Consider the following 19,747-nt stretch of genomic DNA (forward strand, 5'->3'; position numbering starts at 1 on the left):
GCTCTGCGGAGCGGCATCGGCGATGCTTCGCATCGCCTTGAATGCCGCCCGCGTCCGGGACACGAATTCCGCTGTAGCTTGGCTACTGCCGCTTCTGGGCCGCCGGCGGTCTTTCCGGCACCGTCGGCTTGGGCGCCTCCGCTGGCGTGCTGCTGCTGCCTGCGCCGAACAGCAGGCGGGTCGGGTTCTTGTCCAGATTGTTCACGGCGCGGCTAATATCGCCGAGGGTGCGTCGTCCGTCAGCCATCAGCGCACCGGAGCGCTTGTCGAAGTCATCGGCCAGTTCGCGGATCGATTTCACCGCCTGGAAAAGTTCACCGCCGTCCTTGCCGCCGGCCAGCGTGTTCAGCCCAATCATCAAATTGTCGGTCTTGGCCATCACCCCGGCGGCTTTCCCCATCACGCCATCGACCTTGAGCATGATGTTGTCGATCTTGTCGGCGTTGCGGGCCAGTGACGAGGTGAACGTCTCGAGATTCAGCAGCGAGTTCTTGACGGCTTCCTGATTGTCGGCCACCACCCTGTTGATGTTCTGCAAGGTGGCGCGGATCGATTCCGTCACGTCCTGCAGCGCCCTTGGATCGGCGGTCAGTGTCGGAACGCCGTCCTCATCGAGCGGAACCGGCGGCGCGGCCACCTCGCCGCCCTTCAGCGATATGGCCGCGACCCCGGTCAAGCCCTGAAATTCGAGGCCCACCAGCGTATCCTTGCGGATCGGGGCGTTGTTCTCGACCATCGCCAGTGCGACAACCCGCCGCGGGTTGTCCAACTTCACGGAGATCACCTCTCCGACCCGAATGCCGTTGAAATTGACGCTGCCGCCGTTCCGCAAGCCGGCCGCCGGTCCCTCGAAAACGATGCGCATCGGGCTGCGTTGCTTGGTGGTATGCAGGCTTTGAAACCACAGCACGAAGCCGAACGCCGCCACGATCACCGCAAGCGTGAACGATCCGATCAGGACGAAATTCGCCCGCGTTTCCATCAGTTCAGCTCCACTCAGACCACGACAGCGCGGGCGCGCTTGCCGTGGAAATATTGCTGCAACCAGGGATGCTGCGAAGCCTTCATGTCGTCAATCGTTCCTGCTGCAATGATCTTGCCGTTTCCTAAAACGGCGATGCGGTCACACGCGGTATAAAGGCTGTCCAGATCGTGGGTTACCATGAAAACGGTCAGGCCCAAAGTACGCTGCAGGGTCCGCACCAGTTCGTCGAAGTCGCCGGCTCCAATTGGATCGAGGCCTGAGGTCGGCTCATCGAGGAACACCAGTTCCGGATCGAGCGCCAGCGCACGCGCCAGCGCGACACGCTTGATCATGCCGCCGGAAAGTTCCGACGGAAAACGGTCGGCCACTTCCGGTTTAAGCCCGACCATGCCGAGCTTGGCGATGGTGATCTCATCGAGCAGGCGCTGCGAGAGATTGAGATATTCGCGCACTGGAAACTGGATATTCTGCCGCACGCTCAGGGAGGAAAACAGAGCGCCCTGCTGGAACAGGATGCCCCACCGCCGCTCGACGCCCCGCCGCGCTTCGGCATCCGCAGCGTCGAGATCGATCCCGAACACCTCGATGCGCCCGCTGACCTTGGGTATCAGCCCGATGATGGTGCGCGTAAGCACCGATTTGCCGGCGCCGGAGGGGCCGACGAAGCCAAGTATTTCGCCGCGTCTGACATCGAGATTAAGCCGATCGAGCACCTTGGTGGCGCCGAACTGCACTGAAATATCGCGAACTCGGATAATGGGATCGGAGACGTCGATCGACATCGCTACATTCCGATCGATGCGAAGAAGATCGCGAACACGCCGTCCATTACGATCACCAGGAATATTCCCTTCACTACCGACGACGTGGTGTGTTGTCCGAGCGACTCGGCGCTGCCTTCAACCGCCAACCCCTCGACGCAGGCGACGATCCCGATCACCGCCGCCATCACCGGCGCCTTGATCATGCCGACCGTAAAGTGATCGATCGAGATCGCATCGCGCAGGCGAAGCAGGAACGCCTCCGGATCGACGCCGCCGTAGAGCCACGCCACCAGCCCGCCGCCATACAGGGCCGCGACCGCGCCCAGAAAGGCCAGGATCGGCAGCGCAATGACCAGCGCCAGCATCCTCGGCAGAATCAAGACCTCGATCGGATCGAAACCCATGGTGCGCAGCGCGTCGATCTCCTCGCGCATCTTCATCGAACCGAGTTCGGCGGTATAGGCGCTGCCGGACCGGCCCGCCACCATGATCGCCACCAGCAGGACGCCGATTTCGCGCAGCACCAGCACGCCCAGCATGTCCACGACAAAGACGTCGGCGCCGAATTTGCGGAAATGAAAGATGCCTTGTTGCGAAATGATGCATCCGATCAGGAAGGTGATCAGCACCACGATCGGTACCGCGCGCCAGCACACCTGCTCGAGATGATGGACAGTCGAGGTAAGGCGGAATCCGGATGGATGAAGAAAAACCCGCCCCCCTGCAGCAAGCACGGCCCCCAGCATGGCAATCAGGCCGACCAGGGCTTCGCCGACTCCGAACACGCTGCGGCCGAGTTGGTTCAAGAGGCCGGTGGCCGTCACCGCCACCGCCTCCGGTTCAGGTACGGTTTCGACCCGGCGCACCTCATCCACCAGGCTCGAATAATTCGCCGAAAGGCCGGCAATCTTCGCCTCGATCCCGCCGTCGGTCAGGCTGCGCCGCAGACGTTCGATCAGCCAAGCTCCGAAGGTGTCGAGCTTGGAAACCTGCGACACGTCGATGAAGATATTCGGGCGGCTTCCTGTGAGTTTCTCGGCCTCGCCGACGAGCAGTTCAAGATCCGGCGCGAAGCGGGCGGTCCACGAGCCCGCGGCACACAGCGCAAGGCCGTCACCCTGTGCAATCCGCTCCAGTGTCGGCCCGCCGTTCAATGTCAACTCCTGCGGTTCCCGCGCGACCGAGAGAAAATCCAACCCTCGCCGTTGCCTTGTGGCATACGATCCTAACCAGCCATACTTGGTTGCGCCGGGCAACCCTGCGGTTCAGAAATTGCAGATTTTAAAATGACTTCCAGCAAACCGCCAAAGCTCGCCGCGCGAATCGAACGCTGGCCTATCGCGGGCGCCTTCACCATCAGCCGCGGCGCCAAGACCGAGGCGGTTACGGTACTGGCGGAGGTCAGCCGGGGCAACCATACGGGGCGGGGTGAGTGCGTCCCTTATGCCCGCTATGGCCAGACGCCGGAAGCAACCTTGGCTGCGATCCTTTCGACAGAAAAGGCGTTGCGCGGTGGCCTCGACCGGCAGGCATTGCAGGGCGCCCTTCCGGCGGGCGCAGCGCGTAATGCTCTGGACTGCGCGCTGCTCGACCTGGAAGCCAAGCTCGGCGGCCGGCGGGCCTGGGATTTGCTCGGACGGCCGACGCCGAGAGCCTGCACCACCGCGTTTACGATCTCGCTGGGAACTCCGGAAGCCATGGCGGCGGCAACAGCCAAGGCGTCCAGCCGGCCGCTGCTCAAGATCAAGCTCGGCGGCGATGGTGATGGCGACCGGATCGCAGCCGTCCGCAAGGAAGCTCCGGAATCCGAGCTTATCGTTGATGCCAACGAGGCGTGGACCCCGGCCAATCTCGAGCAGAATCTCGCCGCCTGCGAGGCTGTCGGCGTCACCCTGGTCGAACAGCCGCTCCCCGCCGGACAGGACGGGCTATTGGCGCGCATTCGCAGGCCGGTGGCGGTCTGCGCGGATGAAAGCGTTCACGACCGCGCCTCGCTGGAACGCCTGCGCGAGCGCTACGACGCCATCAATATCAAGCTCGACAAGACCGGTGGCTTGACTGAAGCGCTGGCGATGGCGGAAGCGGCGCAGGCGCTCGGCTTCGAGATCATGGTCGGCTGCATGGTCGCGACCTCGCTTGCGATGGCGCCGGCGATGCTGCTTGCGCACCAGGCCCGCTTCGTCGATCTCGACGGGCCGCTGCTGCTGGCCGGAGATCGCAACGGCGGCCTGCGGTACGATGGCAGCACCGTCTATCCGCCGGACCCCGCACTATGGGGCTGACGCTCCAGCCGGTGACGCGCCAGCGACATTACCACGGCGCTGGCAAATGCCATCGCAGCCATGATGTAGTACACGCCCTGCCCGTGCCGCGCATACACTGCGCCCGACAACATCGACGCGATGCTCGTCACGATTCCGGTGCAAGCGGTCAGGTAACCTTGCCCCCTCGCCATTACGTGGCCCGGCACATGGCGCACCATCAGCCCCATCGTGCCGATTTGAGTGAGCCCGAAAGTCAGTCCGTGTGCGAGTTGAACGACCGCGAGCACCGGCAACGATGGTTCCTGCGCCGTGATCAGCCATCGCACGACGGCGCTAAGCGCCGCGATGGCCACGAGTGTCGCAGGCGACAGTGTGAACCGCGGCGACAGCGCGAACACCACGATCTCGGCAATCACGCCCGCCGCCCACAATCCGGCGATGGTCAGCCCGCCGAGGCCCGAATTCTGCCAGGCAATGGAGGCGAACGTGTAGTAGGCGGCATGACTGCCCTGGATCAGCGCCGCCGCCACGATGATCGCGAGAAAGCCCGGGTGCCGCAGCAATGCAGTCGCGTCCGACGCCGGTGCACAAAGCGCCTTTGGAAGGTCGAGCGGTCGAAGTCCGAGACTGACAAGCGCCCCTAGCCCCGCTACCGCCGCAATAACCCAGATCAGGTGTCTGACTGCGATGACATCGACCAGCAACCCGCATGCAAGGGCTCCCACCACGAACGCCGCCGAGCCCCATAGCCGCAAAGGTCCATAGTCGAGGCCGTACCGCGCAACGCCTTTCAACGCGTAGGCATCCGTGAGCGGTGTCATCGGCGTCCACAGGCAGGCGGTGACCGCATAGGCGAGGAATACCGCCAGCGGTTGATGCAACGTGCCGATGAGCGAGAACCCAAAAGCGCTCGCGAAAGCCGTGGCAATCAGGGCGCCGCGCAGCGACTGGTGCTTTTCGGCGACCCCGGTGACGAACGGCAGGACCGTGAACCGCGTCAGCGATGGCACTGCCGTGATGATCCCGATCCATGACGCGTCGATGCCGATCGACTTCAGCCACACCGGAAAAAACGGCAGATGCGTTCCGACGAGGCCGAACAGCGTAGCGTAAAACAGCGCCAGCCGCGTCGCGAATCGCTTCGGTGCGGTTTGCGATGCAATGGGGATTTGTGATTCGAATGGCATCAATTCAATTGCGATTCGCTTGGGTTCGTGATGATCGTAGCAGCAATGCGCGGTGATTTGCGCGATGGGTTGTACATGGCCGACGAAGCATTCGCCCTATCGCCGATTTCCGCTCGTGCCGCGCAGCCGGGCGAGGCGGACTACGACGCCATCCGCGACGCCTTCATGGAAACGTCGCGTGGCCGCTGGTTTCTCAGCGAATACGCCAAGCGCAACCGCAACGCCGACACCCGCATGGTGCTGGACGCCGTAGCGCGGATCGAAGCGAATATCGCCATTGAAAGCAAAGCGGCGCCGGAAAACGGCTTGACTGAGGCGCTGGCGGTCATCCGGAACGCCGTCGACGAAGCAAGGGCCGCGGCATCGGCAGCGCTTGGGTACGCGGCGGTCGAAGCATCGCTCGCGCCGATCCGCAACGGCGCCCGGGTGATCCGCGAAACCCTGTGCAGATTGCGCGAAATCGGAGCCGATGGCCGGATTTACGATCTAATCGATTTCGAGGCCAGCGCCATCGAAAAGGGTTGCAGCCACCTCGCTTCGAGCGATACCGAAGCCGCATTAGGCGCTGCGTTCGCGCTGATCGATCGGCGGCTGAGGGACCTTTCCGGTGACGACGCGGCACAATCATCGGTTCTCGCACCCCCGGAAACGAAGGCGTTTTCATCGGAGATTGCTAAGGATGAAGCCCCCGTTGCGACGGCAAATCCGGCGCCGTCATCCGGGAGCGCCGACGCTGGCATGGATATGGAAACAGCCGGGCCGCCTGAATACATCGTCGCGTCTGTGCGCGCCGAAACCGCCGCGGCCGGCGTCGAGACCGCACATGACGATGCCGTGCTGGACCTGATTGCGCTGGAGATGGCTGCTCCGGATTTTGATGAACCTGAGCTTGCCGAAACCGAGACCATGGCGACCATACCCGTATCCAGCGCTGTCGCGCAGCAAACCGAGGTGGAACTGGAACCATCGCTGGGCGCTGCACTGATCGCCAGTGGAATTGTGCGACGATCGGAGATACCCGCCGATCCACTGGGGCCGATCCGGCGCATGAGCCAAGCCGAGAAGATCGCATTCTTCTCGTGATCCAGCCGTCAGGCTATCAATCTCGCATATAAATCCGCATCGACGTTGCCGCCCGACAGCACGATCGCAATGGTTTTGCCGCGCGCCTCGACGCGGCCGGCAAGCAATGCGGCCAGACCTACGGCCCCGCCGGGTTCGACGACGAGCTTCAATTCGCGGAATACGAAAGCGACCGCAGCCCCCACTTCAGCGTCCGATGCCGTGACGCCGCGCACCAGCAGCCGCTGGTTTACAGCGAAAGTGATTTCACCGGGAATTGAGGCCATCAGCGCATCGCAGATGGTGCGCCCCTCGGCCTGGTGCGCCTCCCGTCTGCCGACACTCAGCGAGCGCGCATGGTCGTCAAAACCTTCAGGTTCGGCCGACATCACGACCGCCTGCGGATACCGCGACAGCACGGCGGTCGCCACACCGGCGACCAGTCCACCGCCCGATGCCGGCGCGATGACGATATCCGGCGTCAGGCCAAGCGCGGCCATGTCTTCGGCGATCTCACGGCCAACGGTACCCTGGCCGGCAATGACTTGGGGATCGTCATACGGCGGCACTAGCGTCGCGCCATGCTTGCCCGCAATCCTGCGGGCAATTGCCTCGCGGTCCTCGCGGTCGCGGTCGTACAACACGACCTCGGCGCCATAGCCCATGGTGCGCTCGCGCTTGGAGCGCGGCGCGTCGGCCGGCATCACGATGGTCGCCCGCATGTTGAGAATCTGTGCCGCTGCCGCAACGCCTTGCGCATGGTTGCCGGACGAGAACGCCACCACGCCGCCGCCCCGCGCGGCTTGCGGGATCGACGACAACTTATTGAACGCTCCGCGAAATTTGAACGATCCCGTCCGCTGCAGCATTTCGGGTTTGAGGAAAACCTTTGCACCGACGCGTTCGTCAAGCGCCGGCAATGACAGCAACGGCGTTCGCACCGCGAATGGAGCCAGCACGCGCGCGGCAGCGTCGATGTCCGCAGGCGCAACAGGCAACGATGGAGAGGAATTTGTCATGCGCGCTTTGTAGGCGACCTGCAACGCGCGGGCAAGGGAGCCAAAGCAGGCCGGCAGGGAAACGGCCGCCACGACGTGTGCTAATGGAAGTTGTGAAAGTGATGCACCGGTCCGTGGCCGCGCCCGACATCGAGGCGTTCGGCCGCGGCGATCGCGGCAGTCACCCAGGCCTTGGCATTGCGAACCGCGGTTTCTAACCCGTCATTTTTGGCAAAGCCTGCTGCAATCGCCGACGATAATGAGCATCCGGTGCCGTGGGTATTCTTGGTGTCGATGCGTGGCGCCGGCAGCGCTACAACGCCGTTCCTGTCGATGAGATAGTCGATACTTTCGGCGCCCTGCCCGTGTCCGCCCTTGATCAGTACCGCACCGCAGCCCAGCGCCAGCAGACATTTGCCCTGACGTTCGACAGCGGCTTCGCTGGAGGCAATGGCCTCATCGAGCAGTGCTGCCGCTTCCGGGAGATTGGGTGTGATAAGCGAGGCGCGCGGAATGAGTGTAGTTCTCATCGCTTCCACCGCATCGGGCATGAGCAGCCGATCGCCCGACGTTGCAACCATCACCGGATCAAGCACGACGTGCCGTGGCGACCAGCGGTCCAGACCGGCCACGATGGCATCGATCACCGTTCGCTGCCCAACCATGCCGATCTTCACCGCCTTCACGTCGAGATCGCCAAACACGGCGTCGATCTGCGCGGTGACGAAATCGGCGGGCACCTGATGGACGCCGGTGACGCCTTGGGTGTTTTGCGCGGTGAGCGCTGTGATGACGGACGCGCCGTAGACGCCGAAGGCGGCAAATGTCTTGATGTCCGCCTGGATGCCGGCGCCTCCCGATGAATCTGAGCCGGCGATTGTGAGCGCAATCGGAATTGTCATCGTCCTGCTCGCGACCGCCAATTCAAGCCGATATCCCTCCGTAACGCGCCCTGCCATTGGCAGCAAGTTGACTTACACGCTATATTGGGCTTTGGCGCGACGCCTTCCGGAGACGTGAGCATGGTTCCTTTTTTCATCCAATTCAAATGCAAACTCGGCCAGTCCTATGTCGTCGCCAATGCGCTCGCGGAGGCCGAGATCGCCTCGGAGATCTATTCGACGGCCGGCGACTACGATCTGCTCGTGAAGTTCTATGTCGATAACGACACCGACATCGGGCACTTCGTCAATGAAAAGGTCCAGGTGATTCCGGGCATTCAGGACACCCATACCATCATCACCTTCAAGGCTTTCGGAACTGGTTGAGGCTGTCGCTGGACAGCCGCTACGATGCTTTGGCGAGCGCGGTAACAGGCGCATCCGGATCGTCCTCGTCGTCGACCATAGTTGAAATCTGCGATATCGGGGTGTCGCGCAACCGCTTCAATCCGAGCTGGCGCTCGCGCAGAATGACGAATATCCCCGCGGCTGCGACGACTGCGGCACCGCCGATCACGTAGCCGGTCGGCACCTCGCCGAATACCCAGTAGCCGAGCAGGAACGCCCACAACATCGACATATAATCGAATGGCGCCAAAAACGACGCGGGCGCGTAGCGGTAGCTCTCGGTGAACAGCATCTGCCCGAGCCCGCCGGATATGCCGATGCCGATCAGCAGCGCCACTTCGGGTGCCGTCGCAGGCAGCCGCCATCCGAACGGCGCTGTGAGCAGCGACGCCGCTATCACCAGCAGCGTGGTGAAAATCACGATCGAAGAAGACGTTTCCGTTGCGGTCAGCCGCCTGATCTGAATCGTCGCCCCGCCGGAGGAAATTGCGTTGGTCAGCGCAAATGCCAGCCCCAACATCATCGGCGTGGTGAGCGCGGCATGATTGCCGAGATACGGCGACAGCATCAGGATGACGCCGCCAAAACCGACCGCCACCGCCGACCAGCGATAAACGTGCACCTGTTCCTTCAGGACCAGCGCGGCGAAAATCACGGTGATCAGCGGCGCGATGAAGGCAATGGCGGTGACATCGGCGATGGGCAGCCGCGCCAGCGCCGCCAGAGAGCAAAACGTGCCGACAAGACTGAAAAGACCGCGAATGACATGGGCGGTCAGCCGGTTGGTGGTCAGCGATCCGCGCAACTGTCGTCGGTAGCCGAAGAAAATCAAGATGGGAAGCAGCGCAAAAATTCCGCGGAAAAATACCACCTCGCCGACCGGAAACGCTTCGCCGAGATAACGGGCTTGCGCACTCATCAACGCGAACATCATCGAACTGGCAAGTTTGAGCGAGACGGCCTTGATGATGTTCATGAAGACGGAGAATCGTTTTAATAGAAATGCGCCGCACAGAACCACGCCAGGCCGGCAGTGGAAAGTAGCGCTTCAACATGGCTTTCGCCACATCCATGCGACGAAGGGTGTTGATCCCCCGCCCGCGCGGAAACGACCTGCACAGCTTTAGTTGCCCATGCATGCGAGGGGCGGCGCTGGAGCGCGGCTCCCTCGCTACCCCTTTTTCTTGGGCCGCGGCGGACCGTTCACTGGCGGAAGCGATTTCAGATAATCCGCCATGGCAGCACGATCTTCGGCGCCTAGTTGCGAGGTATTGCGGATCACGCGCGCCATCGAACCGCCGGCGGTGTCGCCCTCGGGCGTCAGGCCGGTTTCGAGGAAATACGCGATATCCGTGGTACTCCAGTCCGCGAGGCCCTTTTGGGTGATATTCGGCACCCAGCCTTCGCCCTCGGGATTGGGGCCGCCGGCGAAACGTTGTGCGGCGACAATACCGCCCAGAAAATTGCGCGGACTGTGACACTCGGCACAATGGCCGAGCGCGTTGACCAGGTAGGCGCCGCGATTCCACCGCATCGATTGATTGGAGTCGGGGGTGAATGGCTTGCCGTCCATGAACAGCCATTTCCAGATTCCGACGTTGCGCCGCATATTGAACGGAAACGGTACATCGTGATCACGCGCTTTTCCCGGCACTGGCGGCAGTGTTTTCAACCAGGCGAAAAGATCGCGGACGTCCTCGATCCCGGCGTGCTGGTATGACGTATAGGGGAATGCCGGGAAATAATGCGTTCCGGCGGGCGACGTGCCCTTGATGACCGCGGTGACGAAGTCGGCCTCGGTCCAATTTCCGATCCCGTCCTTCGTATCGGGCGAGATATTCGGCACATAGAAAGTCCCGAACGGCGACGGGATGGCGAGGCCGCCGCCGAGCCTGGTGCGGTCGGGCTGGGCGGGCACCGCGTGGCAGGAAGAACATCCGCCCGCATTGAACGTTGTGAGACCATTAGCCAGATCGGGCGCACGGGTTGGCAACACATCGGCAGGAACGACCGCCGGGATTGTCAGCGTCCAGAAAATGCCAAGGCCGGCGACGCCGGCAATCACCAGGACGTGAAAAAATCGTCGCAGCACGCGCTTATCCGCTATCATAGGGCCGTTCACTTCAAGGCAGTATGGAGAAGAGTTTGGTCAATCGCTTCAACGGAATTTAGCCGCAATTCAGCGAAGTCCGGGAATAAATCCAAAATCGCGTTGTTCTAAATCGTCGTCAACAGGGAGAAAACCATGTCTAAAACCAAAGTCACGCTTGCCACGCTCGCAATCGGCGCAACTTTTGCCTTCGCCGGACCGGCCTTTGCCGACAAGATGAAGGCGACCCTTGACGGCAAGTCCGAAGTGCCGCCCAACAGCAGCGCAGCGACCGGCACGGCGGACATCGACTACGATGCAGCCTCCAAGAAGCTGAGCTGGAAGCTGACTTATTCGGGGCTCTCCGGTCCGGCGACGGCGGCGCATTTCCATGGGCCCGCTGAACCCGGCAAGAACGCCGGCGTCAAGGTCCCGATTACGAACACCGCCAGCGGTTCCGATGGCAGCGCCACGCTGACCGACGAACAGGCGGCCGACCTGGCAGCGGGCAAGTACTACGTCAACGTCCACACAGCAGCCAATCCGGGCGGCGAAATTCGCGGACAAGTGATGAAGTAGGTCTGCGTCGCAGGATTTTTCGGGAAAGGGCGGATACTTGGCGTCCGCCCTTTCGACGTCTGCGACGCATCTCTTCTCAGCTTAAGCAGGTGTCGTCACGAAACCGCGCACATGGCGGATTGTCGCGTAAGCACTTCGCATCTCCATAAAGCCGTTGACCTTTTTTTTGTCTTCGAGACTGCCGGTCGAATTCTGCCGACGACTGTTCTAGCTGTTCTTCACGCGAAACGTCTCGTGGCATCCGCCGCACGATTTCCCGATCGCCGGGAAGGCCGCTTTTAGCGTGTTTAGGTCCTTGACCGAAGCCTTGGCGTCGGTCACCGTCTTGGCGAAGGTCGCAATGCTGGCGGTAAAACCTGCCTTGTCTTCCCAGATCTTGGATGACGGGCTGTAATCGCCTTCCGCCTTCATGCCCTTGATGCTCTCCGGAAACATTGTCGGAAGCTTTTTGGCGGTATCGTCCAGCGTATTCAGCGCCTCGTTAACCGCCGCTTGATCGTACGGCTTTTCACCCTTGTTCATTGGACCCAGAACGCCGCCGAGGCTCTTGCCATTTGCCTTCATGATGGCCTGCGCACTTTTCAGCGCGTCCTGTTGCGCTGCGACCACACCAATTCCCAGCAATAACGCTCCCGCGACGACGACTGTCCGTATCATCAACCGACTCCCCATTCCTTGGTTTTCAAAATCAGTCCGCTGGTTTGCCAAGAGCAGACTTCAGCTATGTCAGTCTAACCCCAGAGCCGGCATTTCATTCCGTGACGAAAAGGCAAAATGTCACAGGCTATGGCGCCGCTGATGCTCGCGGATCGCAATCCAGACCCTTTCTGCGGTTGCGGGCATGTCGATGTGGTCGATTTTATATTCGCGCCACAGCCCGTCGATGATCGCATTGACGACGGCCGGGCAGGAACCGATCGCGCCGGCCTCGCCCGCGCCTTTCACTCCCAGCGGATTGGTCTTGCAGGGGACGTTGCGGGTTTCGAACACGAACGACGGACCATCGGCGGCGCGCGGCAGCGCATAATCCATGAACGTTCCAGTGACCAGTTGGCCATCCTTCGGCTCATAGACCGCCTGCTCCATCAGCGCCTGGCCGATGCCCTGCATCGCGCCGCCGTGAACCTGGCCGGCAAGCAGCAGCGGATTCAGCGTCACACCGAAATCATCGACGATAACGTAGTTGACGATCCGGATCTTGCCGGTGGCGGGGTCGATTTCGACTTCGGCGAGATGGGTACCGTTCGGATAGGTGCCATCGGCGCTGGTAAAGGTTGCGCTGGCGTTAAGTTTCGATGGATCGACACCGGGTCGTTTTGCAAGATCGGCAAACGAGATCGATCGGTCGGTGCCGGCAATCCGCACCGCGCCGTCGCTGATCTCTAAGTCGGCGGTGCTGGTTTCCAAAGCATCGGCGGCAAGCTCCCGCAAATTTGCACCCAGCGCCCGCGTGGCGCGCTCGACGCTGACGCCCCCGGTCGGAATCGAAGCCGACCCGCCGGTGCCGAGGCCGGTTGCGATGCGGTCGGTGTCACCCTGGACGATGTGGACACGCTCGGGCGCGAGCCCGAATTGTTCGGCGACAAGCTGTGCATAGGCGGTCTGATGGCCCTGCCCGCTGGACTGCGTGCCGATCAGGATGGTGACGTCGCCTTTGCGATCGAGGGCCACGTTGGCGGTCTCCTCGCCCATCGTGCCGCAGACTTCGACATAGGTCGCAAGCCCGATGCCGCGCACCAGGCCCTGCTTCTTTGCGGCCTTGGCGCGTTTGGCAAAATCCCTCCAGTTCGCGATTTCCATCGCCCGCTTCATGTGTGCGGTGAAGTCGCCGGAATCGTAAATCTTGCCGGTGGCGGTTTTGTAGGGCATCGCGCGCGGCGCAATGAAATTCCTACGCCGGATCGCATCCGGCGTCATTCCGAGTTTTCGCGCGGCGGCGTCGACCAGCCGCTCGACCACATAAGCCGCCTCGGGACGCCCGGCACCGCGGTAGGCATCGACCGGCACGGTGTTGGTGAACACGGTGCGGACGCGGCAATGGAACGCCTGGATATCGTAAAGTCCCGGCAGCATGCCGGCGCCGCCGTGCGGAATATAAGGACCGAACGTCGACAGATAGGCGCCCATGTCGCCCATCAGGTCGACATCCATGCCGATAAACTTGCCGTCTTCGGCGAGCGCCATCCGCGCTGTGGTGACGTTGTCACGGCCCTGGGCGTCGCCCATAAAATGATCGGCGCGATCGGCCGTCCATTTGACCGTCTTGCGCAGTTTGCGCGCGGCGACCGCAGCCAGCGCGTATTCACGGTAAGGAAATAACTTTGTACCGAAACCTCCGCCGACGTCGGGGCAGATCACCCGCATTTTTTCGACCGGAATCTTCAGGATGTTTTGGCACAGGATATCGCGCAGCCGATGGCTGCCCTGGCTGCCGATGGTCAGCGTGAGATGGTCGCGTTTGACGTTGTATTCGCACACCACCGCGCGCGTTTCCATGAAGTTGGCGATGACGCGCGGGTTGACAATCGAGACCTCGGCGACCGCGTGGGCATTCGCGAATGCAGCCTCAGTCGCCTTTTTGTCGCCGATTGGCACGTCGAACAGCACGTTGCCGGCGTGATCGGGCCAGACCTGCGGGGCGCCTTTCTTGACCGCGTTGAGCACGCCGATCGCCGCCGGCAGCGGCGTCCATTCGACTTCAATGGCCTCGAGCGCGTCGCGGGCCTGGTCGATTCTGTCCGCAACGACGAAGGCTACGCCATCTCCGACATGGCGCACCACGCCATTGGCCAGAATTGCATAGGGCGGGCCGGCAAACGGATCCACCTCCAGATTGAACAGGCAAGGAAGACTGCCAAGATCCTTGATGTCATCGGCGGTGAGGATGGCCGCAATCCCGGGCATCCCGCGGGCGCGGGTAGCGTCAATGGTGAATGTCGCGTGCGCGTGCGGCGAGCGCAGCATCAGTGCATGCAGGGTCGCTGCCGGCGCATGGTCGTCGGTATAACGGCCCTTGCCGCGGATAAGCGCGTCGTCTTCCTTGCGCATTACGCTTTGACCGACGCCGAATTTGATGGGAGCCATTGGTTCTCCAGTTTTCAGTCTTGATTTTCATCATATTGCAGCGGATCGGCTGTTAGCGCAAACGGCTTTAGCTGCGCACAAGGGACCGTAGCCAGCCGCTGCCGAACAGCAGCAGGATTGATCCGGCATAGACGATCGCGCCGACACCGATCAACAGCAACAGGGCGGCCTCGTCGCGGAATGCGCTCATTTGCGCAAATTGCGTGGTCGCGAATCGGGCGGCGAGCCAAAGTGCCGCACTGAGCACGATGCCGGACAGTGCGAATTTGGCCGATGACCGCAGCAGCGTCCGGTCCAGTTCAAGATGTCCTGCCCGCACTGCAAAACCGATCACCAGCAGCAGATTTACCCAGGCACCGACTGCAGTCGCAAGCGCGAGGCCAACCTGCGCCAGCGATCCGACCAGTGCGAGCTTCATCACGACATTGATAGCGACGCCGGTCAGCGCCGCTTTGACGGGTGTCGCAGTATCCTTGCGGGCGTAAAACGTCGCGACCGCGCTGCGGATCAGGACGAACGGAATCAATCCGGTTGCGTAGGCCGCAAGCGTGGCGCCCGCGGCGGCGGCGTCCGCCTTGGAAAAGGCGCCGCGCGCGAACATCGCCCGCATGATGACGTCGGGCACGGTAAGGAAGGCGGCCACGAAAGGCACCGAAAACAACAACGTGAAATCGAAGGCGCGGCGCTGCGACGCCGCCGCGCCGGCCCGGTCGTGGGCCCTGAGTTGCCGCGACATTTCCGGCAGCAACACCGTGCCGATGGCGATGCCGATTACGCCGATCGGCAATTGATTGAGCCGGTCGGCATAATACAGCGCCGATAGCGCGCCCGCCGGCAGAAAGGTCGCGATGATGGTATCGGCGAACAGTGCGACCTGTGTCCCCATCGAGCCGATCGTGGCCGGCCCAAGCGCACGAAAAAAAGCGCGGACATCGTCGTCAAGTTTGAACGAGGTAAATTTTGGCAGGACGCCGCGCCGCGCGGCGTCTCCGGCCAGCAGGAAAAACTCGAGAAACCCCGCAATCAAAACGCCCCACGCTGCGGCGTGTCCGGCGCCCGGAAAGAACGCGGCCAGCGCCAGCGTTGCCATCATCGACAGGTTGAGGAATATCGGCGCCGCGGCCGCACTTGCAAAACGATGCATGACGTTGAGCATGCCGCCGTAAAGCGTAACCAGCGTGACCAGCAGCAGATAAGGAAACGTGATCCGCGTCAGCGAGATCGCAAGTTCGCCGCGAACCGGATCGTCGGAAAATCCCGGCGCCAGGATCGCGATCACCTGCGGCATGAATAGCCATGCCACCAGCAGCAATATGATTTGAATGCTGAACAGCAATGTGAAAACGCGATCGGCAAACAGTTTCGCCGATGTTTGGCTCCGGCCGTGCAGATAGGCATAGGCCGGCACGAACGCCGCATTGAACGCGCCTTCGGCGAAAATCGCGCGGAAGTGGTTAGGCAGCCGCAATGCCACGAAGAAGGCGTCGGCCACGGGTCCCGCGCCGAGGATGGCCGCGAGCATGATATCGCGCGCGAAACCGGTCAGCCGCGAGAGCAGCGTATAGCCGCCGACGGTGAAAATACGTCCGAGCATCAGCCGCTTCTACAGCAAGCCGGTTGCGGCTGTCGAGAAAAGGCAGGCACTATGCGAGCGCGCTGCGAACGGCCTCGATGATCCGCAGCTGCGTTGCCTCGTCGAGATAGGCGTGCATGGGCAGGCTGATGACATCGTTGGACAGCTTTTCGCTGACCGGCAGCCCGCCGTCGGCGACCGGAAAACTTCGATAGGCGGACTGCTGATGCATCGATTTCGGATAATAGATCGCAGTCGGAATGCCCTGCGCCTTCAGCGCGGCGGCAAAGCCGTCGCGATCGCTGCCGTTCGGGAGCCGTATGGTGTATTGCGCCCAGACCGAAGTGCGTCCGCCGGCGACATGCGGCACCGTCACAACATTGCCGAGCCCGTGCGCGTAGCGCTGCGCGACCTGATCGCGCGCGACGATTTCATCTTCGAAGATTTTCAGTTTCTCGATCAGGATCGCCGCCTGCATGGTGTCGAGCCGTCCCGTCAGTCCGAGCCGGACGTTGTCGTATTTGTCCAGGCCCTGGCCGTGGACTCGAACACTGCGCAGCGTCGCGGCGAGTTCGGCATCGTCGGTGAAGATCGCGCCGCCATCGCCGAAGCAGCCGAGCGGCTTGGCGGGAAAAAAACTGGTCGCGGTAACAAGACCGAAGGTGCCGAGCCGCCGGCCCTTATAGCTCGCGCCAAACGCCTGCGCGGCGTCATCGAGTACAAAAAGGTCTTCGTCCTGCGCAACCGCGCCGATGGCGTCGTGATCGGCGCTCTGCCCGAACAGGTCGACGGGAATCACCGCTTTCGGGTTCAGCCCGAGCTTTCTCGCCGTTGCAATGCCGCGCTTCAGCGCGCCCGCATCCATGTTGAACGTCGTTTCATCAACATCGACGAATACCGGGGTCGCGCCGGTCAGTGCCACGGCCTCGCCGGTCGCGCAGAAGGTGAACGAGGGACAGAGCACCGCATCGCCGCGCCCGACGCCTTTGGCCATCAACACCATCAGTAGCGCGTCGGTGCCGCTGGCGCAGGTTACCACATGGCGCGCGCCGCTGAAAGCCGCAAGCTCGGCCTCAAGCTGCGCCACTTCCGGGCCGTTAATGAACTGGCAATGCGCAAGCACCCGCCCAACCGCGTCATCGATCGATTTGCCGAGCCGGCGGCGCTGCGAACCGATATCTATGAACGGCACGGAATCTGGACGAAGATACTGGTTCATGGCGCCTTGCGGGGATTGGGAACTGGACATTAAAACGCGATCGCGCTTTCACCCGACGGCGCGACGCGGCCCCTTGCGGGCGGCGGCGGGCTTCGCCGGGCTTTCCAGGCACTGGATCGCAATTTCAAGGCTGGCCACGCCCTCGTCACCGGTCACTGCGGGCATGCCACCGGTGCGTACCGTATCGAGGAACGCGATCAGTTCGGCGCGGAGCGGCTCGTCGTGCCCGACCGGCAAGTGGCGCATGGAATAGCTGCCATCGGGCTTGAATCCGAAACATTCGGTGACCTGGCGCGTCAGCAGATCGCCCATCACGTATTTGCCGCGAGTCGCGACGGTGACATTGCGCGCCTTGAACGGAGTGAGCCAGTTGGTATTGATGTGCGCGAGCACGCCCGACGCGGTGCGGAACTGCAGCAGTGCGATATCCTCGCGCTCGGCGACCGCGCTGGAGAGCTGCGGCTGCACTTCGACAATATCGGATTCGGTAAACCAGCGGATCAGGTCGATATCATGGACCGCAAGGTCTATCACGACGCCGACGTTCGACATGCGCGGCGGAAACGGGCCGACCCTGGTGATGGCGATCGAGAGAATATCTTCACCCGTGATCGCCGCCTTGATGGCGGCGACGGCCGGATTGAAGCGTTCGACATGGCCAACCATCAAGGTCACGCCGGCGCGGCGGGCGGCCGCAACGATGTCGCGTCCTTCCTTGACGGTCGATGCAATCGGCTTTTCGACAAGGACATGAAGATCCCGACCAATGCACGTCAGCGCGACCTCATGATGAAGATGCGTCGGCGCGGCAATGGTGACCGCTTCGACGTTTTCCGCAAACAGTTCATTGAGACTTGCGAATGTTCGGCAGCCGATCAGTTCGGTCGCGCGGGACCGATGCGCCGGCAACGGATCCACAATCCCGACCAGTTCAATGCCGGGCAAACCGGCCAGCACGCGGGCGTGATTGCTGCCCATGATGCCAGCCCCGATGACGCCGACGCGAAGCCTGCGCTCCACGCCTTTAACCGCCGACCCCTTTGAACTCATTCCGATGAACCCCGCTAAACCGGCGAAGACCGCCTCGACCTCGACCAGCGCATCGGCTCTCTAGCACGTCGTCACAAATGTGGCGAATGCCCGCCAAGCGATCTCAAACACGTTTTGATTCAAAGAATTACACTGTATTGCCGGTTCAGCAGCACCAAACCGGCGAAATGCCGGCTACGAGCGCTGATAATCGTCCTCGAGGCGGATGATATCGTCCTCTCCAAAATAGCTCCCGGTCTGCACCTCGATAAGCTCGAGCAGGATCTTGCCGGGATTTTCCAGCCGGTGGGTTGCGCCGATCGGGATATAAACCGATTCGTTCTCGTGGACGGTCTTGACCAGTTCGTTGACCGTCACCCGCGCCGCGCCGCGCACCACGATCCAGTGCTCGGAACGATGATGATGTTTCTGCAGCGAGAGCCGGCCGCCCGGTTTCACGACGATGCGCTTGACCTGATGCCGATCTCCGGCGTCGATCGATTGATAATTTCCCCACGGTCGGTGCACCTTGAGATGATCCTCCGTCACCCGCGGCGCGACCGCTTTCAATTTCGCTACCAGCCGCTTCAGGCCGTTGGCATCCTTCTGACGCGACACCAGTATGGCGTCCTGCGTCGCCACCACGACCAGATCGTCGACGCCTTCCAGCGCAACCAGCGCCCTGTCGGTCAACACATTGCAGTTGCGCGAATTCTCGAATACGGCAGTACCCTGCGCAGCATTGCCCTGACTGTCTTTTGCCGACAGCTCCCATACCGCATGCCAGGAACCGACATCGGACCACCCGCACGCCACCGGCACGACGGCGGCATGCGTCGTCTTTTCCATTACCGCATAATCGATCGAAATCGCCTCGGCCTTTGCAAACGATTCCGGATCGAGCATTACGAAGCCGAGATCGCGCCCCGCCCTGGTTACGGCGTCACCGACGGCCTGCACGCTGTCCGCATCGATGCTGCGATATTCGTCGAGCAGAACACTGGCACGAAACATGAAATTGCCGCTGTTCCAGAGATAACCGGCTTTGATGTATTCCGCAGCCGTTTCCGGATCCGGCTTTTCGACAAACCTCGCGACCGCGCGGACGTCGCCGGAAACCGGCGCACCGGGACTGATGTAGCCGTATTCGGTGGCCGGACGCTCAGGTTGCACTCCGAACGTCACGATGCGGCCGGCGGCCGCGGCCACCACACCCTGACGGCAGGCGGTGACGAAAGCCGCCGTGTCGCGTACGACGTGATCGGCGGCAAGCGCCAGAACGACGGCGTCGCCGCCGCTGCGGATTTGCGCGAACGCAGCGCCTGCTGCGATCGCCGGACCGGAATCGCGCCGCATCGGCTCCAGCAGAACATCGGCCTTGATCCCGATTTCGGCAAGCTGCTCAAGCACCATAAAACGGTAGGCCGCATTGGTAATGATTACCGGAGGCTCGAACAACGCCGCGTCGGAAACCCGCAACAGCGTGTCCTGAAAGGTCGAACGCGGCCCGAACAGCGGCAGGAATTGTTTTGGATGCACCTCGCGCGACGCTGGCCACAGCCGCGTTCCGGCGCCGCCGCACATGATCAGTGGAATAATTCGCCTGTCCATCCCGCCTCAAACTT

At 62.2% G+C, this 19,747-nt stretch carries 18 protein-coding genes; 4 read left to right on the top strand and 14 right to left on the bottom strand.

The genetic code is table 11. From position 1 onward, the window contains the following. Positions 1-82: 82 nt before the first annotated feature. The 3 genes from ACFE72_RS15960 to ACFE72_RS15970 are packed head-to-tail and all read right to left on the bottom strand — an operon-like array spanning position 83 to position 2,903. A complete protein-coding gene (locus ACFE72_RS15960) occupies positions 83-982 on the bottom strand; it encodes an MlaD family protein (protein ID WP_375414089.1) in 900 nt (299 codons plus the stop codon). A gap of 14 nt (positions 983-996) precedes the next feature. Then, on the bottom strand, positions 997-1,767 hold the full coding sequence (locus tag ACFE72_RS15965) for an ABC transporter ATP-binding protein (protein ID WP_375414090.1): 771 nt from the start codon (positions 1,765-1,767) through the stop codon (positions 997-999). Between the two features lie 2 nt (positions 1,768-1,769). Next, positions 1,770-2,903 carry an MlaE family lipid ABC transporter permease subunit gene (locus tag ACFE72_RS15970; RefSeq protein ID WP_375414119.1) on the bottom strand — a complete coding sequence of 378 codons (1,134 nt, stop codon included), beginning with the start codon at positions 2,901-2,903 and terminating at the stop codon, positions 1,770-1,772. A gap of 132 nt (positions 2,904-3,035) precedes the next feature. Here ACFE72_RS15970 and dgcA point away from each other — a divergent pair, with 132 nt between their 5' ends. Then, positions 3,036-4,031, top strand: coding sequence for an N-acetyl-D-Glu racemase DgcA (dgcA, locus tag ACFE72_RS15975; RefSeq protein ID WP_375414091.1), 996 nt, complete (start codon positions 3,036-3,038; stop codon positions 4,029-4,031). Here the strand turns inward: dgcA and ACFE72_RS15980 are convergent. Next, positions 4,001-5,200 carry an MFS transporter gene (locus ACFE72_RS15980; protein WP_375414092.1) on the bottom strand — a complete coding sequence of 400 codons (1,200 nt, stop codon included), beginning with the start codon at positions 5,198-5,200 and terminating at the stop codon, positions 4,001-4,003. The two genes, dgcA and ACFE72_RS15980, sit on opposite strands and share 31 nt — an antisense overlap. A gap of 75 nt (positions 5,201-5,275) precedes the next feature. On the opposite strand from ACFE72_RS15980, the gene ACFE72_RS15985 reads away from it, so the two are divergent. After that, a complete protein-coding gene (locus tag ACFE72_RS15985) occupies positions 5,276-6,283 on the top strand; it encodes a hypothetical protein (protein ID WP_375414093.1) in 1,008 nt (335 codons plus the stop codon). Between the two features lie 8 nt (positions 6,284-6,291). On the opposite strand, the gene ACFE72_RS15990 is transcribed toward ACFE72_RS15985, so the two are convergent. Both ACFE72_RS15990 and thiD read right to left on the bottom strand, forming a co-directional pair. After that, a complete protein-coding gene (locus tag ACFE72_RS15990) occupies positions 6,292-7,281 on the bottom strand; it encodes a threonine/serine dehydratase (RefSeq protein ID WP_375414094.1) in 990 nt (329 codons plus the stop codon). An 80-nt stretch (positions 7,282-7,361) separates the two neighbouring features. Further along, a complete protein-coding gene (thiD, locus tag ACFE72_RS15995) occupies positions 7,362-8,162 on the bottom strand; it encodes a bifunctional hydroxymethylpyrimidine kinase/phosphomethylpyrimidine kinase (RefSeq protein WP_375414095.1) in 801 nt (266 codons plus the stop codon). A gap of 120 nt (positions 8,163-8,282) precedes the next feature. Here thiD and ACFE72_RS16000 point away from each other — a divergent pair, with 120 nt between their 5' ends. Then, on the top strand, positions 8,283-8,528 hold the full coding sequence (locus ACFE72_RS16000; protein ID WP_375414096.1) for an Lrp/AsnC ligand binding domain-containing protein: 246 nt from the start codon (positions 8,283-8,285) through the stop codon (positions 8,526-8,528). Positions 8,529-8,547: 19 nt separating this feature from the next. On the opposite strand, the gene ACFE72_RS16005 is transcribed toward ACFE72_RS16000, so the two are convergent. Next, positions 8,548-9,525: a DMT family transporter gene (locus tag ACFE72_RS16005; RefSeq protein ID WP_375414097.1), complete on the bottom strand. Its 978-nt coding sequence runs from the start codon at positions 9,523-9,525 to the stop codon at positions 8,548-8,550. 195 nt (positions 9,526-9,720) lie between these two features. Further along, positions 9,721-10,641, bottom strand: a complete 921-nt coding sequence (locus tag ACFE72_RS16010; RefSeq protein ID WP_375414098.1) for a c-type cytochrome — start codon at positions 10,639-10,641, stop codon at positions 9,721-9,723. 153 nt (positions 10,642-10,794) lie between these two features. On the opposite strand from ACFE72_RS16010, the gene ACFE72_RS16015 reads away from it, so the two are divergent. Further along, entirely contained in the window at positions 10,795-11,217 is a 423-nt protein-coding gene (locus tag ACFE72_RS16015; RefSeq protein WP_375414099.1) for a CHRD domain-containing protein, read from the top strand. Between the two features lie 207 nt (positions 11,218-11,424). Here ACFE72_RS16015 and ACFE72_RS16020 read toward each other — a convergent pair whose 3' ends face one another. The 6 genes from ACFE72_RS16020 to ACFE72_RS16045 all read right to left on the bottom strand — a co-directional run bounded on the left by ACFE72_RS16020 (position 11,425) and on the right by ACFE72_RS16045 (position 19,733). Continuing rightward, positions 11,425-11,874, bottom strand: coding sequence for a c-type cytochrome (locus ACFE72_RS16020; RefSeq protein ID WP_375414120.1), 450 nt, complete (start codon positions 11,872-11,874; stop codon positions 11,425-11,427). A 120-nt stretch (positions 11,875-11,994) separates the two neighbouring features. Then, on the bottom strand, positions 11,995-14,301 hold the full coding sequence (locus ACFE72_RS16025; protein WP_375414100.1) for a xanthine dehydrogenase family protein molybdopterin-binding subunit: 2,307 nt from the start codon (positions 14,299-14,301) through the stop codon (positions 11,995-11,997). A 67-nt stretch (positions 14,302-14,368) separates the two neighbouring features. Further along, the gene (gene murJ, locus ACFE72_RS16030; protein ID WP_375414101.1) at positions 14,369-15,895 is read right to left on the bottom strand and encodes a murein biosynthesis integral membrane protein MurJ; all 1,527 of its coding nucleotides are present in this window, start codon (positions 15,893-15,895) and stop codon (positions 14,369-14,371) included. A gap of 49 nt (positions 15,896-15,944) precedes the next feature. After that, the gene (locus ACFE72_RS16035; RefSeq protein WP_375414102.1) at positions 15,945-17,093 is read right to left on the bottom strand and encodes a DegT/DnrJ/EryC1/StrS family aminotransferase; all 1,149 of its coding nucleotides are present in this window, start codon (positions 17,091-17,093) and stop codon (positions 15,945-15,947) included. A gap of 48 nt (positions 17,094-17,141) precedes the next feature. Beyond that, positions 17,142-18,143 carry a Gfo/Idh/MocA family oxidoreductase gene (locus ACFE72_RS16040; protein ID WP_375414103.1) on the bottom strand — a complete coding sequence of 334 codons (1,002 nt, stop codon included), beginning with the start codon at positions 18,141-18,143 and terminating at the stop codon, positions 17,142-17,144. A 174-nt stretch (positions 18,144-18,317) separates the two neighbouring features. Further along, positions 18,318-19,733 carry a mannose-1-phosphate guanylyltransferase/mannose-6-phosphate isomerase gene (locus tag ACFE72_RS16045; RefSeq protein WP_375414104.1) on the bottom strand — a complete coding sequence of 472 codons (1,416 nt, stop codon included), beginning with the start codon at positions 19,731-19,733 and terminating at the stop codon, positions 18,318-18,320. Between the last annotated feature and the right edge of the window lie 14 nt (positions 19,734-19,747).

Source organism: uncultured Bradyrhizobium sp. (assembly GCF_964252615.1).
Taxonomy (GTDB): Bacteria; Pseudomonadota; Alphaproteobacteria; order Rhizobiales; family Xanthobacteraceae; genus Bradyrhizobium.

What these genes read in the sequence shown, in the direction of transcription:
- ACFE72_RS15960 (WP_375414089.1), bottom strand. Translation starts at nt 982, where the DNA reads ATGGAAACGCGGGCGAATTTCGTCCTGATCGGATCGTTCACGCTTGCG.
- ACFE72_RS15965 (WP_375414090.1), bottom strand. Translation starts at nt 1,767, where the DNA reads ATGTCGATCGACGTCTCCGATCCCATTATCCGAGTTCGCGATATTTCA.
- dgcA (WP_375414091.1), top strand. Translation starts at nt 3,036, where the DNA reads ATGACTTCCAGCAAACCGCCAAAGCTCGCCGCGCGAATCGAACGCTGG.
- ACFE72_RS15980 (WP_375414092.1), bottom strand. Translation starts at nt 5,200, where the DNA reads ATGCCATTCGAATCACAAATCCCCATTGCATCGCAAACCGCACCGAAG.
- ACFE72_RS15985 (WP_375414093.1), top strand. Translation starts at nt 5,276, where the DNA reads ATGGCCGACGAAGCATTCGCCCTATCGCCGATTTCCGCTCGTGCCGCG.
- ACFE72_RS15990 (WP_375414094.1), bottom strand. Translation starts at nt 7,281, where the DNA reads ATGACAAATTCCTCTCCATCGTTGCCTGTTGCGCCTGCGGACATCGAC.
- thiD (WP_375414095.1), bottom strand. Translation starts at nt 8,162, where the DNA reads ATGACAATTCCGATTGCGCTCACAATCGCCGGCTCAGATTCATCGGGA.
- ACFE72_RS16000 (WP_375414096.1), top strand. Translation starts at nt 8,283, where the DNA reads ATGGTTCCTTTTTTCATCCAATTCAAATGCAAACTCGGCCAGTCCTAT.
- ACFE72_RS16005 (WP_375414097.1), bottom strand. Translation starts at nt 9,525, where the DNA reads ATGAACATCATCAAGGCCGTCTCGCTCAAACTTGCCAGTTCGATGATG.
- ACFE72_RS16015 (WP_375414099.1), top strand. Translation starts at nt 10,795, where the DNA reads ATGTCTAAAACCAAAGTCACGCTTGCCACGCTCGCAATCGGCGCAACT.
- ACFE72_RS16020 (WP_375414120.1), bottom strand. Translation starts at nt 11,874, where the DNA reads ATGATACGGACAGTCGTCGTCGCGGGAGCGTTATTGCTGGGAATTGGT.
- ACFE72_RS16025 (WP_375414100.1), bottom strand. Translation starts at nt 14,301, where the DNA reads ATGGCTCCCATCAAATTCGGCGTCGGTCAAAGCGTAATGCGCAAGGAA.
- murJ (WP_375414101.1), bottom strand. Translation starts at nt 15,895, where the DNA reads ATGCTCGGACGTATTTTCACCGTCGGCGGCTATACGCTGCTCTCGCGG.
- ACFE72_RS16035 (WP_375414102.1), bottom strand. Translation starts at nt 17,093, where the DNA reads ATGAACCAGTATCTTCGTCCAGATTCCGTGCCGTTCATAGATATCGGT.
- ACFE72_RS16040 (WP_375414103.1), bottom strand. Translation starts at nt 18,143, where the DNA reads ATGAGTTCAAAGGGGTCGGCGGTTAAAGGCGTGGAGCGCAGGCTTCGC.
- ACFE72_RS16045 (WP_375414104.1), bottom strand. Translation starts at nt 19,733, where the DNA reads ATGGACAGGCGAATTATTCCACTGATCATGTGCGGCGGCGCCGGAACG.